We start from the raw sequence: 14,616 nt of genomic DNA, 5'->3' as shown, positions 1-14,616 counted from the left end.
CTTATATATGATTCGAGTAGGACAAAAAAGGAGTGCGCCAGCATGCAGATCAATCCCGCTGTAACCGACGGGTTAGGGCAGCTTAAATGGATCAACCTTAAGGCTACAACCGAAAAAACTAGCTCCGCGAATGGAAATGAACGGTCAACGGGAGTTTCAGCTTCTGGATTTGCGACAATGCTTCAGGCAATGTCAACGAGTAGTGAAAGTTCAAGCTATTTGACTTCTCTCCCGGATGCAACTTCAGTCAGCAGCTTGTTATGGCAGCAGATAGGTGGGACAACAGAAACCTTCAATAACATAATTTCCGGGGAAATAACGGGTTCCACACCTACGAGCTATGATGATCTCATCCAGAAGGCGAGTGCTAAATATGGCGTGCCGATTGATCTGATCAAAGCAGTGATTGATACTGAATCTTCGTTTAATCCTAATGTGGTCTCTTCGGCAGGGGCTAAAGGTTTAATGCAGCTTATGGATGGCACCGCGAGCGGCTTAGGGGTTACTGATTCATTCGATCCGGAGCAAAACATTGATGGCGGCGTACGTTATTTATCTTATCAACTGAAACGCTTTGGCGGAGAAGAAAAGATGGCACTTGCAGCGTACAACGCAGGGCCGGGACGGGTAACAGATCTGGGAGTAACCAATGATCAGGAATTATTGGAGAAACTTAGCCTGCTTCCAAAAGAGACACAATCTTATATCTTTAAAATAGAACGCGCTCGCGCTCAATACGCGGTATAATAAAAAGGATCAAACGGGAAACACCGTTTGATCCTTTTTCGATAATAAGTTCACTCAACGAAGTAAAGGAGACATTTGACATATGCTTTACTGGGATTATGCCGCCGCTACACCGCCCTATGAAGAAGTGGTGCAGACGATGGAACAAATTATGAAGCTGCATTATGCGAACCCTTCCTCTTTGCACCGTGCGGGCAGTGAAGCGGGTAAGCTGATCAGACGGTCGCGTGAAGTATGCGCTGCTGCTTTATCTGTACAACCGCAGGAGATTCTATTTACTTCTGGTGCAACGGAAAGCAATAATTTGGCGATAAAAGGCGCTGCTCTGCAATATCAGACTAGAGGTCGCCATTTGGTAACTACAGAAATAGAGCATCCCTCTGTATATGAGAGTTTCCTGCAATTGCAGCGAATGGGCTGGGAGGTTACTTTTGTAGCACCCGATAGCACTGGCGTTGTTGATCCTGATCGCGTAGCTGCTGCTGTCCGGCGCGACACAGTGCTTGTTAGTGTGATGCATGTCAATAACGAGATTGGAACGATACAACCGCTTAAAGAGATGGGGAAGCTGATTAAAGCTGTGAATCCGCGAACCTTATTTCATGTAGATGGTGTTCAGGGATATGGTAAGCTTGCAGTTGATTTAAAAGATTGGCAGGTGGATCTTTATAGCCTGTCTCCTCATAAGCTTCGAGGCCCACGTGGAGTGGGATTACTGTATATCAAAGAGGGAATTAAGCTATTCCCATTGCTTACAGGGGGCTCTCATGAAGAAGGACAACGCGCTGGAACTGAAAATGTACCTGCGATTGTCGCATCCTCCAAAGCTATCCGCATGAGTGGTGAGCAGCGCGAAACCTTCGTTGCCCAGTTGGTTCCACTCCGAGATCGATTATTACGCTTCTTGCGCACCGTTCCTGAATTTGTTATAAACAGCAGACAGGATGGAGCTCCCCATATTGTGCATTTCTCTTACCCTGGCATGAAGGGAGAGGTATTTGCCCGCAAGCTAGAGGAACTGGGGATGGCTGTCTCCACCCGTTCGGCCTGCTCCTCACGACTGGCTGAGCCTAGTCGTGTATTATTATCTATGGGTAAAGATGTCTCCAGTGCTTCAGGTGGGATTCGTATTAGCCTTGGCGACAGTCATACAGATGAGGATGTCGCTGCGCTTGAGCAAGCATTAACCACTGCGGTACAAGCTTTAAAGATTGCTGAAGGAGGAATGAAGTAACAAATGAGCATGATGAATAAGGAATCTGCAGAAGGCAGAGCCCATAGTATAGAATACGCTGATATGCTGCTCCTGCGTTTTGGAGAGTTTACTTTAAAGGGCAAAAATCGTACCCGATTTGAAAAAACCGTACTGCGTCATGTGAAGGAATTGATTAAGCCTTATCCAAACGTAGTTCTGAGCAAGGAATTCGGAAGAATTTACGTGGAATTGAACGGGGAATCTGCGATTGAATTGGTACAAGCACTGAAGAATGTATTTGGCATTGCTTCAGTTAGTCCAGTGAAGGTTTCTAAGTCAGAGCTTGAGGATATTGTAGCGGTCAGCCGTCAATTTTTGGAGATAATCGCGCCTGCTCAGGGCACCAGATTTAAGGTTAATGCTCGGCGGGTATGGAAAGAGTTCCCTTACGGCTCCATTGAGATGAATAAACTGATCGCGACACCACTATTGCAAGGATATCCTGGCCTCACCGTAGACGTTAAATCGCCTGAATTAGAGCTGAGGGTCGAAATTCGTCAGGGACATACTTATATTTTCTGTGAAAATATTGCCGGTGTAGGTGGATTTCCATTAGGCACTAACGGAAAAGCGATGTTATTGCTGTCCGGTGGCATTGATAGTCCCGTAGCAGGCTGGTCATCCATGCGGCGCGGACTTGAAGTGGAGTGCGTGCACTTCTACAGTTATCCTTATACAAGCGAGCTTGCTAGACAAAAAGTTGTGGATCTTGCGCGGGTATTGTCACGTTATGCGGGTGTAATCAAGCTGCATCTGGTACCCTTTACTGAAGTGCAGACTTCCTTTACCGGCATCGGCCAGGATAATCTGATTATTACACTGATGCGGCGGGCAATGCTGAGAATTACTACCCAGCTTGCTGAGCGGGAAGGTGCATTGGCGATTGTAACCGGGGATAGTCTGGGACAAGTCGCTAGCCAGACCTTGCCAAGCATGAACGTGATTGGCCGGGCGACAACCCTCCCCCTTCTGCGTCCGCTGGTAATGATGGACAAAAGTGATATCGTGGACCTGTCGAAGAACATCGGTACCTATGATTTGTCTATCCTTCCTTATGAGGATTGCTGTACTTTATTTGTTCCAAAATCACCTACAACAAATCCGAATTTACGGATTGTGGATAAGATAGAGGCTACGCTTCCGGGATATTCTGAACTTCTGGAAGCGGCGATTGAAGCCACAGAGACCGTGTTAATCACTCCCTATGGAGATGAGAAGCCTAGTGATGTTGTAAGTGTCGAGGCTGGTTTACAGGAAGAATGGTTCTAAAGTAATAAACCAAAAAACTGCCTTGAAGCGTAGTGAAATCTACGTTCTGAGGCAGTTTTTTTGTGGTTTAGACGATTGTGCCCTCCTGAGGCTCTTCTGGTTTTGATTGGCGTTTCCAATGTCCCGCTGCCAAGATACCTATAATGATCACGATTATAAACAGATATTTGAGCAGCGGATGATGATCAAAAAATGGCACAAGCTGATGTTCATCCGTAATCATACTTGAAGCAGTAAAACCTAAGACAGCAGAACCAATATAAATGATCCATGGATATTTGTTGATTAATTTAATAAAAAGGGTACTTCCCCACACAACGATGGGAACACTGATCAGCAGTCCTATGATAACCAGTGAGATATTATGCTTGGCAGCTCCGGCAATGGCGATCACATTATCAAGGCCCATGGCAGCATCAGCTAAAATGATTGTCCCTACAGCGGACCACAAGCTTTGACCTGCCTTGATATCTGTTGATGTGTTCTCACTGGTTAACAGCTTATAGGCAATCAGAATGAGTAAAATCCCTCCGGCAAGCAGTAACCAGGGGATTTTCAAGAGCCATACGACCAGAATCGTTGCGAAGATCCGCAACACTACAGCACCTGCTGTTCCAAATACGATAGCCTTCTTTTGCGTGTCTGACGGTAAATTACGCGCCGCAAGACCGATCACAATGGCATTATCTCCCGCCAAAATAAGATCTAGAAAAATAATGTTGAGCAGCGATAATATAAACTCCCAAATGGATGTATTCAAAGCGAAGTCACTCCCAAGTTTGTTAGATTGAGCTTCAAAATATGCTTAGTTTTGTATACGCAAAAAAAGGAGCCAACATGCGTTCACGCTCAAAAAAAGTTGGACAGGAAGCATAGCTTGTCATTTCCGAACATACAAGTAGTTACATGTGACTCGGGGAGGTAAGTGCGAATGGATTCATTATTGCTCCTTGGTGAAATATTGATGATTAATCTGGTGCTGAGCGGAGATAATGCAATGGTTATCGCAATGGCCAGCAAGGATCTTTCGGCGAAGCACCGAAAGACTGCAGTATGGTGGGGCTCAGCAGGCGCAGTTGTTCTGCGGTGTTTGCTTACTTTTGTTGCGGTATTGCTATTAAAAATCCCTTATATTCAGGCTGGAGGGGGAATGCTGCTGCTATGGATAGCGTTCAAGCTGCTTTTGGAGGAAGAGGAGGATCTCAGAGTAAGGGAATCATCCTCAGTCTGGAAAGCAATCCGGACGATTCTTGTAGCAGACTTCATTATGAGCCTGGATAATGTACTAGCCATTGCAGGAGTAGCTAAAGGAGATTTGGCTTTAATTGTCATCGGGATTGCCCTTAGCATTCCGATAGTAGTGTGGGGAAGCGGCATTATTGTAGGCTGGCTGCACCGGTTTCCAGTGCTCGTATTTATCGGTGCTTATATATTGGCGTTTACAGCAGGGGATATGTTGCTTCAGGATGCAAAATTAGGGACGATGCTCTCCTTTTTGTTCCCTTCCTCACATTCCTATTTGCCCATTGCCTTAGGAATATTAGTTGTCGTTACGGGAGCAATAAAACGCAGAAAAACATCTGCAGGTTAATAAATTGCAATAAAAGGCAATACTAAACGGACATCTCCATAAATTGGAATTGTCCGTTTTTTTTGCGTGATCAGAAGCGCTTATCGACACTGATTAATCACAGGGAGTGATGGCATTTTGCGTATGTTTCGGATAATATATGAGTAAGAATCCTGTCGCTTTCAGGCTATAAGGTGACGAGGAAATGAGGTAGACGTGAAATTGAAGGGATGGGTGAAGGATGTCTTCAAAGAAAGATATACAGCTAGGAATTTTTATTGTTGCTGCTGGCATCGTGATTTTATTAGGTAAGCTGGGCGTCTTCGGATTTTTGGGGCGCGCGCTTTGGCCTCTAGTGATTTTAATTCCAGGAATAGTACTACACATGTTATTTTTCAGCCGTCGTGCTTCGGCCTCGGTATTGGTTCCTGCCGGGATATTAACGGTGTATGGTTTGTTGTTTGGCCTCTGCAATATTTGGGGATGGGGGCTTATGAGAAACTTATGGCCTGTGCTGTTGCTTGGTCTTGCCGTGGGCTTGTATGAATACTCCATCTATGAACCTAGACGGACGGGTGGCCTGTCAGCAATTGCTGTAACATTAGGCTTACTAAGCCTTGCACTTTGTATTTTCAGCCTTATGGGCACCGGCGCGATCTACCTGATCGGGATTGTATTAATAGCTGTAGGAATTTGGCTGATTACCGGTCGAGGCAGAGCACGTGGCCGGAATAGATGGTATCGAAGCTAATTGCTGTAGGATCTTGTGAAAAAAAACGGAAATTGGTAACTGTTTTTTCATAAAAAGACTTGCTTTTCATGGTACTTTCACTATAATATTAATGTTATGTTGAAGCGTCGGCTTTCTGCCTGGCGCTTCTTTTGTGAGACTGCCGTGACATGCTATGAATTTTAACAGTTTTAATTTGATAAATGAGAGGATTTGGATACAAATCATGCATTCAAGAAAAGATATTCGCAACATTGCGATCATTGCCCACGTTGACCATGGCAAAACAACACTCGTCGATCAGCTCCTTCAACAATCGGGGATCTTCAGCGCCCATGAGCACTTGCAAGAACGTGCTATGGACTCTAATGATATCGAACGGGAACGTGGAATTACAATCCTAGCTAAAAATACAGCAATTACTTATAAAGAGTTTTTGATCAACATTGTGGATACACCTGGACATGCTGACTTTGGTGGCGAAGTAGAACGGATCATGAAAATGGTTGACGGTGTATTGCTGGTTGTTGATGCTTATGAAGGCTGCATGCCGCAAACGAAATTCGTCCTGCGTAAAGCATTGGAACAAAAACTTACACCGATCGTTGTCGTGAACAAGATTGACCGTCCAGCTGCTCGTCCTAAGGAAGTTATTGATGAAGTGCTCGATTTGTTCATCGAACTTGAAGCAAATGACGAACAATTGGAATTCCCTGTTGTTTATGCATCTGCTCTTAATGGTACATCAAGCATGGTTCCTGAGAAACAAGATGAAACGATGCTTTCGCTCTACGAAACCATTGTTGAACATATTCCAGCTCCAACCGAAAGTGTTGAAGAACCGCTTCAATTCCTCGTAACGTTGATGGATTATAACGAATACTTGGGTCGTATTGCGATTGGACGTGTTAACCGCGGTGTGATCAAACAAGGTCAATCTGTAACAGTTATTATGCGTGATGGTAAGAGCAAAACTGCACGTATCGAGAAATTGTTCGGCTTCCAAGGTTTGAAACGTATTGAAACAGAGCAAGCGGGCGCAGGGGATATCGTTGCTATTGCAGGAATCAAGGACATCAACATTGGTGAGACCATTGCTGATCCTGCAAACCCTGAAGCACTTCCGGTTCTGAAGATTGACGAGCCAACCATGCAAATGACATTCCTAGTGAATAACAGTCCTTTTGCTGGTAAAGAAGGTAAATGGGTAACTTCCCGTAAACTACGTGAGCGTCTATTTAAAGAACTTGAAACAGACGTGAGTTTGCGTGTGGAAGAAACTGATAGTCCTGATGCATTTATCGTTTCTGGACGCGGTGAGCTTCACCTTGGTATTCTGATCGAGAATATGCGTCGTGAAGGTTATGAAATGCAAGTTTCTAAACCACAAGTAATCATTAAAGAAATCGACGGTGTCAAAATGGAGCCGCTTGAGCGTCTAATGATTGATATTCCAGAAGAGAGCATGGGCTCTGTTATGGAGAGTCTGGGTACTCGTAAAGCCGAAATGGTCAATATGATTAACAACGGTACGGGTCAAGTACGTCTGGAGTTCCTGATTCCTGCACGTGGATTGATTGGTTACAACACTTACTTCTTGACTTTGACACGCGGTTACGGCGTTATGAACCATGCTTTTGACAGCTACGCTCCACTGGTTGCTGGTCAAGTTGGCGGACGTCATCAAGGTGTGCTTGTAGCAAGTGAGACTGGATCAACAACTCAATACGGAATCGTGGGTGTTGAGGATCGTGGTATTCTCTTCTTGGATGCAGGTACAGAAATTTATGAAGGTATGATCGTAGGCGAGCATACCCGTGATAACGATATTATCGTTAACATCTGTAAGGAAAAAGCACTTACCAACATGCGTACCTCAGGCAAAGATGATACTGTAAAAATGAAGACACCACGCACCTTCTCTTTGGAAGGCGCACTTGAATATTTGAACGATGATGAATATTGTGAAATTACACCTAAATCCATTCGTTTGCGTAAAAAGATTCTGAACAAAGGCGAACGCGAACGTGTAGAGAAACAACGTAAAACAGCACAAGCCAACGCGTAAACACATGCTTATGAATAAGACCGCCGGATTATTGCATCCGGCGGCTTTTTTTAATATAAGAAACAAAAAATTCCCCTACTGATGATATAATGTAAACGTATCTTAAATTTGGGAGGAGTGCGGTTATCTATGCAGGTGTGGTTCGCTGAGCATCCAATCGTCGCTTATATTGTTATCTTTATATTGCTTACTTTTGTTTATAATCAAGTCTTTCGTGTGAATCAAAAGTTATCGATTGGCAAGGAAATCATGCTCTACATAATGATGGCGGTTGGCTCTGGCATGCTCCTCATTTTCCAACATGATAAGCTTCCGATTATCCAGTGTCTGTTGGTTGCTGTCGGATTAATGCTGATGGTACGGATACGTTATATAGTAGAAGCTCGACAGAAGAGAAAGGCTGCGGCAGCAGCGAAGAGATCGTAATTGCAACTTTTGTACCTTAAGGATCGTCTAATTAATGTAGCAATTCTAATTCTAAATGAAATGAAAAGGACTTTATTCTATTATGAGTACAAGAAACAGCGGTTTACCTCCAAGAGCAAACGGGCAACAACCTACTAATAGAAAACAGCCTGTGAAGGGTGCTTCTAAGAAAAAAACGAAAAAGAAAGTGAAAAAGAGAGGTTTTTTTGGCAGATTAGTTAGAGTATTGTTAACTTTGCTAATTATTGCGATCCTCGGCGTGTTGGGTTATGGCGGTTATCTGTATTGGAAGCTTGAGCATGGCGTATTTAATGCAGGGGTTGAGGGTACGGTTGCTCCAGGGCATTCCGCTTCAGAAAAACCACTGACAATGCTTATACTGGGAACGGATAACAGACCTAAACACGAGTCTTATTTGACTGACGTGATCATGGTTGCAGCACTTAATCCTAAGACTAAATCAGCGACTATTGTTTCGCTTCCTCGTGATACCTATGTGGAGCTAAGCGGCTATAAGAAGACGAAAATTAATGAATTTTATGCTCGCTTCAAGGGTAAGGAGAAATCCTCTGGTCTACTGGCTGAAGATGAGATGAAGACGATGATGGGTAAGTATTTGGATATTGATGTAGATTATACAACGATTCTTGATTTTCAGGGCTTCCGTGATGTAGTGGACGAGCTTGGGGGAGTCGAAGTAAATATTAGTGAAAATATGTGTTATACAGACACTGTGGATGGCACGAATATCAATCTGAAAAAGGGTCCGGCAGAGCTGGATGGAAAAAATGCACTGGACTATGTGCGGTATCGTAAATCCAATTGCAAGCCTAAGACCAACGCATCAGATGATTTTGATCGCAACAAACGCCAGAACGAAGTTCTGAACAGTCTGGTGGATCAGATGCAATCGCTTGGTGGCGTATTAAAAATCGGCAAGGTGCTTGATGCAGTGGACAGTAACATGAAGACAGATATCGAAAATTCGCAAATCAAAGATATGATTGCGACGTATTGGAAGATTTCCAAAGAGAATATCGAATTCAAGCCGGTTACTGGAACATGGCGAAGTCCATATGTATATATTAATGATGAGGAGTTTGAGGCCGCTAAGAAAAGCTTGCAGGATCGAATTGCAGGAATTTCCACGGGAGCTGATTCGACAGCTGCTGAGACGCCTTGAGGACCTTAATATCTTCCATAGCTAAAATTGAATGCAAGTTTCAGCCTGTGCTATAATATAATAAATCGAATGAATTAACGTCGCATAGGGGGCCAGTACTTATGTCCGAAGCCGTTGCTCAGCTGAATGAAACTTTGCTATCGATGCTGCAATCGGAAACCTTTGTTCTTCTAAACACAGTTGATGCGGAGACAGGCGGTCCTACATCCACAGCTATTTCGTGGCTTTATGCTGTTAGTCCTAGTACTGTGCGTTTGGCTATTGATCATCGTTCAAGACTTGTGAATAATATGAAGGTTAATCCATTAATAACTATAACTGTGTTTGGTGAAGGAACTGTCTATGCCATTAACGGTAGTGCTGCTGTAAGGCAGGACCCGCTAGAAGATGTTCCTTTTAAGATGTGCTGTTTTGATGTTGAAATTCAAGCGGTCCGCAACGCGCTTTTTTACGGCGCGCAGCTGGACTCCGCCCCAAGATATGCGAAAGTTTATGATGGACGTGCCGCTGAGAAGTTGGACGGACAAGTATTTGCTGCCATGAAAAAAGCCTAGTGAAAATATCACTGGGCTTTTTTTGAACTCAAAGAACATCTTTTGTTCTTAACCTCTACTGTGCATTTTTTTGCGGCTTGGTATCCTCTGGCAGCTGTGGCATGATTCGTCCGATAATATCGGCCAGCTCGGATGAGAATCCGGATATCGGATGTCCCTTGGAGATATGGCGGCTCATTTCCGCTAATCTGCTGGAGAGATCCATATCCGCAGTGACAAGCGCCCGTACACTTCTTGGGTCTTTGCGGATGGCTTCCGCTACAGAATATTTGATGCTTCCTACACGTGAACGGCCCAGAGAACCTTCTACATCAAGACCAACAATGGCAACTTTGTTCATGACTACACAGTGTGCGCCGTTTACACCGGGAACTCTTTTGGCCAACTGTTCAAAATGATCCTTAAGTGCAATTTCACTTTCTCCATTAACATTGACGGCTTGACCAGCTTTTGAGGTGGCTTTAGGATTAGTCGCACCATCATTGGACAATTGCCGAACCTCATGGTTCCCCGTACCCTTTACAGCATTCGCAGATTGTTTATTCTGAGGAGAGGGTGATGTCTTTTTATTAGCGATACCGCAGCTTGTCAGTAGCAGCAGTACCAGCAACAGACATATTGATTTTCTCATATGTGATTACTCCTTTCAGCCAAAGAATCGTTTCTGTACCATATCTTTTCCCTTGGCGGAAAGAGTTATGTATGATCAATCAAACCAGGCGCTGTGGAGGGGATAATATGAACAAGATATTTGTGCTAGATACCAACGTGCTTTTGCACGACCCCAATTCAATTTTCTCTTTCAAGGAGCATGAGGTGGTTATTCCGGCTGTTGTGCTGGAAGAAATCGACTCCAAGAAGCGCAATGCTGACGAAATCGGTCGGAATGCCCGTACAGTATCCCGATTGCTTGATGGACTCCGGGAACTAGGTCATTTGCATAGTGGTGTGGAACTGGAGCATGGAGGCAAGCTGAAGGTAGAACTTAACCATCGCAGTTTTGTGAAGGTACAGGAAATGTTTGGTGAGGTGTCTAACGACAATCGGATTTTGGCTGTTGCTCTCAATTATTTAAATGAAGAGAATGAGAAGCCCGATCCGCGTCCCGTTGTGCTTGTGAGCAAGGATGTACTGGTTCGTATTAAAGCGGATGTACTGGGAATTACGCCAGAGGATTATTTGTCAGATCGTACTGGAGACTTAAATGAACTATACACTGGTTACCAATCTCTGCAGGTTCATCCCGCATTGATTGATGAATATTACAGTCACCGCTCTCTGACGGTAAAACAGCTTGCGTTGTCGTATCCGTTGTACCCTCATGAATTTGTGATTCTCAAGGATGAGATTGGCACTGGCAAATCAGCTCTTCTCAAAGTGAATAGTGATGCCACACGTCTGGAGCCACTCTATCTGGGCAATGATTCGGTTTGGGGGATTAGCGCCCGTAATGCTCAACAACGAATGGCACTGGAGCTGCTGCTAAATGATGAAATCCCACTCGTAACGATCACGGGTAAGGCTGGGACAGGGAAGACGTTATTGGCGCTTGCAGCCGGACTATTCAAAGTGGAGGATGAACATAAATACAAAAAATTGCTTATCGCCCGTCCGGTCGTTCCTATGGGTAAAGATATTGGGTATTTGCCCGGTGAGAAGGATGAGAAGCTTAGACCCTGGATGCAGCCTATTTATGATAATCTGGAATTCCTGTTCGATACCAAAAAAGCTGGCGATATCGATAAAATCTTAATGGGGTTAGGAAGTATACAGGTAGAAGCCTTAACCTATATTCGCGGCCGTTCAATCCCATCACAGTTCATTATTATTGATGAGGCGCAGAACCTTTCCCGCCATGAGGTGAAGACCATTGTCTCCAGAGCGGGAGAAGGAAGTAAAGTCATTCTAATGGGCGATCCGGAGCAAATCGATCATCCATATCTGGATGCTGCGAGCAACGGACTGAGCTATATCGTCGAGAAGTTTAAACAGCAAGGGATTAGCGGACATATTACTTTGGAAAAAGGTGAGCGTTCCCGCTTGGCGCAATTGGCCGCGGATCTACTCTAACGGTTCATCAATCCTATTTTCAGCCGGGAGAAGCAAACACTCCCGGCTTTTTCCTGCCCGCCCGGAAACGGCAGAGGAATTTAAAGTTGGTTGTGGTGATTAGAGCCATGGAAAGAAAGTTTGGAACTGTAGAAGCGAAGCGTTCGCCTTTATCCTCGGATTTTAACCGCATGATGCGGTAATTAGATCAGGAAATCTGAGGATAACAGCGATCGGAAGTCCAAAGCTTTCTTGTAATGGCGGTCAGATCACCTTCCTATTTTTAATGCCTCTGGCGTATCACCCATATAATAGAAAGAGAACGGTTTCACAAACTAAAGACAAGCACCGGAGGGTTTGGTAAAATAGGGGAGACCAATCAAAAGGGAAGGTGGGAAATCGTGCTGAAACGCAAAAATTATTGGCTGCTTTTTGCAATTTTACTACTATCGCTGACAAGCCTGTCGCCCAGTATGGAATTGAGTACCAGTAACGATCCACGTCCTATGAAAAGACCACAAAGCCAGTCGACCCATCCCTCTTCCGGAGATGAGGGAACTATAGATAGCTTACACATAAGAGTATCGTTAAATAGCGAAGAATTTAGTGAACTGGAGCTCCTTAGCAACCGTTATACCTTAGAAAGTGGAGTAAAGGTTATTTTAAGCAATGTGGATATGGAGGATGCCGATGAGGTATTGAAGCATGATTTAACGATCGGGGATAGCCCGGATATAGTCATGGCAGATGGACGAAGCATTCTGGACTGGGCCACACGTGGATATTTATTGCCGATGGATGTGTATCAGAGCGTTCCGGGGAGTGCACCGTTAACACAGTTGATCCCCTGGATGCAGTGGAATGGATATAATTGGGGAGTCCCGTTAGATATAGATCCTTACGTGCTTGTTTATTCCCCACAACGGCTGGCGGAGCTGGGTTTTAATGCATTACCCAAAAGCCTCGAAGAGTGGAATATCCTGCTTCAGAATGTGCTAAAAGAGCAAGGGAAATATTTACTTGCGATGGATACCCGCAATCCTTATGGATTGTCAGCGGTAATGGAGAGCATGAATAGCAGCTTGTTAGCAGATAACCAAAATGTGTTGAATTGGATTCAGAATGCCCGCAGTTATTTTTATCTCACCAGCCGCTACAATAAAGATGTCTGGGATATGCTCCAAGGAGGTAGTGTCGCCGTTGCTTCATTACCGTTATCCGAGTGGCAGAAGCATGGAAATTCATCCCTTGCTGCTGTACCGGCCCTGACTGCTAATAATGGGGGTGGGTTTGAATCCTGTTACAGTCGATCTTTTGCCCTTCCAGCTCAATCTCAAAGTCCAAAGGAAGCTGTGAATTGGCTGACCTTTATCACCTCTGAGGATGCTCAGCTGGATTGGTTGGAGAATACGGGTAGCTTGCCGGCGCTTGATGTTCTTTATCGTTCGGAGCATGCTTTTAAATACAAGCTTCCTTTCGATGTTGAGCTATTGCTGACAGAAGAAACCGCCCCGGAGGATGAGTCACAGGGCGGCTGGAGTAAGGTTGTTGAAGCTGTATCGTTACTATTAACGGGGCAGATAGATGCGGAAGGCTACAAAGAATTTCTAAAAGAAGGCCTAAAATGAAATGGAAAGCTTAACATGCAAGACGCCCTCTTGGCTATCTACTGCCGTGGCACGAAGGAAAGATACTATTTTGCCTGGATAAAAGCCTAAGTCAAATTCTTCTTCCAACGTTTTTCTTGTTGTGTCAGGCAATTTAAGACCGTTAAATACAATATGATCGACTTGGAATATAAGGCCGTTGATCGGTTCTTCCTGAATGGTATAGTGACCGGTCAGTGAAAGGGCTAGCGCTCCGCTTTTTCCAGTGGCAGTAATCGATCCGTCATTGAAATGAAAGGCGAAGTCTTTAAACAGCGAATTCTGCGATTGCAAAAATTCATTCAGATCCTCTTCCTTCAGGTTTAGCTCATAAGTCATTCCTTTTCGAGTCAGTACACCCTCTCGATTCTGAACAAACTGTGGTAGTTTATTCATTGCGGAGGATAACGCCTTGAAATAAGTTTTTACCTCGTGCAGGCCGATATTCTCCCAATATAATGTGAATTCTTTAAGTAGAGTACTCATATTTTCAGGATCGCTGCTATTTTTAATCCCACCCTCAATATCCTTGTTGAGCGCGTTTACCCGAACTTGCTGTTCCTCCAGAGCCGTACGCAATCGGGCGAGCTCTTCCGAGTTTCGCTTCGCAGTCTGAAGGGTATCCTTCAAATCCTTATATTGTTCTTCATATTGTGAGAGAATATCGCGGTCATTTCCAATAATAATCTCATAATAATCGAACAGAGCCAGGAATCTGCTGATACTTTTTGCTGAAAAAAACGCGGCCAGAAGATTATCTCTATCCCCCATATAATAAGAACGCACAACTGCACCTGCCCGTTCCTGTTGGTCCGCAATGGCTGTTTTTTTCTGGGTAGCTTGTCTGTTCAGGCTTTCTACCTTTTGTTCAAGCGCTTTTTGTTCGGCTGTAATCTTGATGATTTCACGTTCAATTTCTGCAGAAGACAAGGTCTGTTCAAGTAGTTTACGGGTTTCTTCATTATCTGGTATAGCAGAGTTGAAAAAATCACCGCTAGGATCGGCAGACAAGTACTTCACAGGTTGTAACGGAAACAAAGTACAGCAGAAGAAAATTAGTATGGTTGCAATCATGCGGCTTTGTAAATTGCGGGAGCGCACCACACCACCACCTTTTTT

General features: G+C 44.4%; 14 protein-coding genes. 11 read left to right on the top strand and 3 right to left on the bottom strand.

The window, feature by feature from the left end; all coding sequences use genetic code 11:
- Positions 1 to 42 precede the first annotated feature (42 nt).
- The 3 genes from NST40_RS23900 (at position 43) to thiI (ending at position 3,271) form a co-directional block, all read left to right on the top strand.
- Positions 43 to 747 (top strand): lytic transglycosylase domain-containing protein, encoded by a 705-nt coding sequence (locus tag NST40_RS23900; protein ID WP_076217852.1) that lies wholly within the window; start codon positions 43 to 45, stop codon positions 745 to 747.
- 82 nt (positions 748 to 829) lie between these two features.
- Positions 830 to 1,981, top strand: a complete 1,152-nt coding sequence (locus tag NST40_RS23895) for a cysteine desulfurase family protein (protein WP_076217853.1) — start codon at positions 830 to 832, stop codon at positions 1,979 to 1,981.
- A 9-nt stretch (positions 1,982 to 1,990) separates the two neighbouring features.
- On the top strand, positions 1,991 to 3,271 hold the full coding sequence (gene thiI / locus NST40_RS23890; RefSeq protein ID WP_256718992.1) for a tRNA uracil 4-sulfurtransferase ThiI: 1,281 nt from the start codon (positions 1,991 to 1,993) through the stop codon (positions 3,269 to 3,271).
- A gap of 67 nt (positions 3,272 to 3,338) precedes the next feature.
- Here thiI and NST40_RS23885 read toward each other — a convergent pair whose 3' ends face one another.
- The gene (locus tag NST40_RS23885; RefSeq protein ID WP_076276751.1) at positions 3,339 to 4,031 is read right to left on the bottom strand and encodes a TerC family protein; all 693 of its coding nucleotides are present in this window, start codon (positions 4,029 to 4,031) and stop codon (positions 3,339 to 3,341) included.
- A 171-nt stretch (positions 4,032 to 4,202) separates the two neighbouring features.
- On the opposite strand from NST40_RS23885, the gene NST40_RS23880 reads away from it, so the two are divergent.
- The 6 genes from NST40_RS23880 to NST40_RS23855 all read left to right on the top strand — a co-directional run bounded on the left by NST40_RS23880 (position 4,203) and on the right by NST40_RS23855 (position 9,802).
- Positions 4,203 to 4,862, top strand: coding sequence for a TerC family protein (locus tag NST40_RS23880; protein WP_076136549.1), 660 nt, complete (start codon positions 4,203 to 4,205; stop codon positions 4,860 to 4,862).
- Between the two features lie 220 nt (positions 4,863 to 5,082).
- Positions 5,083 to 5,592, top strand: coding sequence for a hypothetical protein (locus NST40_RS23875; protein ID WP_076129027.1), 510 nt, complete (start codon positions 5,083 to 5,085; stop codon positions 5,590 to 5,592).
- A 205-nt stretch (positions 5,593 to 5,797) separates the two neighbouring features.
- Positions 5,798 to 7,639 (top strand): translational GTPase TypA, encoded by a 1,842-nt coding sequence (typA, locus tag NST40_RS23870; protein ID WP_076129029.1) that lies wholly within the window; start codon positions 5,798 to 5,800, stop codon positions 7,637 to 7,639.
- 129 nt (positions 7,640 to 7,768) lie between these two features.
- Positions 7,769 to 8,065, top strand: a complete 297-nt coding sequence (locus NST40_RS23865; RefSeq protein ID WP_076179286.1) for a YlaH-like family protein — start codon at positions 7,769 to 7,771, stop codon at positions 8,063 to 8,065.
- Positions 8,066 to 8,147: 82 nt separating this feature from the next.
- On the top strand, positions 8,148 to 9,248 hold the full coding sequence (locus tag NST40_RS23860) for an LCP family protein (protein WP_076129031.1): 1,101 nt from the start codon (positions 8,148 to 8,150) through the stop codon (positions 9,246 to 9,248).
- A gap of 101 nt (positions 9,249 to 9,349) precedes the next feature.
- Positions 9,350 to 9,802, top strand: a complete 453-nt coding sequence (locus tag NST40_RS23855; protein WP_076129033.1) for a pyridoxamine 5'-phosphate oxidase family protein — start codon at positions 9,350 to 9,352, stop codon at positions 9,800 to 9,802.
- A 55-nt stretch (positions 9,803 to 9,857) separates the two neighbouring features.
- Here NST40_RS23855 and NST40_RS23850 read toward each other — a convergent pair whose 3' ends face one another.
- Complete coding sequence (locus NST40_RS23850) at positions 9,858 to 10,433, bottom strand: YhcN/YlaJ family sporulation lipoprotein (RefSeq protein WP_076129034.1); 576 nt, start codon at positions 10,431 to 10,433, stop codon at positions 9,858 to 9,860.
- A gap of 107 nt (positions 10,434 to 10,540) precedes the next feature.
- Between NST40_RS23850 and NST40_RS23845 the strand changes: the two genes are divergently transcribed.
- Together NST40_RS23845 and NST40_RS23840 are read left to right on the top strand one after the other, a co-directional pair.
- Positions 10,541 to 11,872, top strand: coding sequence for a PhoH family protein (locus NST40_RS23845; protein WP_036683710.1), 1,332 nt, complete (start codon positions 10,541 to 10,543; stop codon positions 11,870 to 11,872).
- A 380-nt stretch (positions 11,873 to 12,252) separates the two neighbouring features.
- Complete coding sequence (locus NST40_RS23840) at positions 12,253 to 13,479, top strand: extracellular solute-binding protein (RefSeq protein WP_076217857.1); 1,227 nt, start codon at positions 12,253 to 12,255, stop codon at positions 13,477 to 13,479.
- Here NST40_RS23840 and NST40_RS23835 read toward each other — a convergent pair.
- Complete coding sequence (locus NST40_RS23835; RefSeq protein ID WP_342410057.1) at positions 13,471 to 14,598, bottom strand: hypothetical protein; 1,128 nt, start codon at positions 14,596 to 14,598, stop codon at positions 13,471 to 13,473. The genes NST40_RS23840 and NST40_RS23835 overlap by 9 nt on opposite strands.
- Between the last annotated feature and the right edge of the window lie 18 nt (positions 14,599 to 14,616).

Source organism: Paenibacillus sp. FSL R10-2778, assembly GCF_038593035.1.
GTDB lineage: Bacteria > Bacillota > Bacilli > Paenibacillales > Paenibacillaceae > Paenibacillus_AQ > Paenibacillus_AQ odorifer.
Note: the sequence above shows the minus strand (reverse complement) of the source record. Positions and strands in the feature narration are given on the sequence as shown.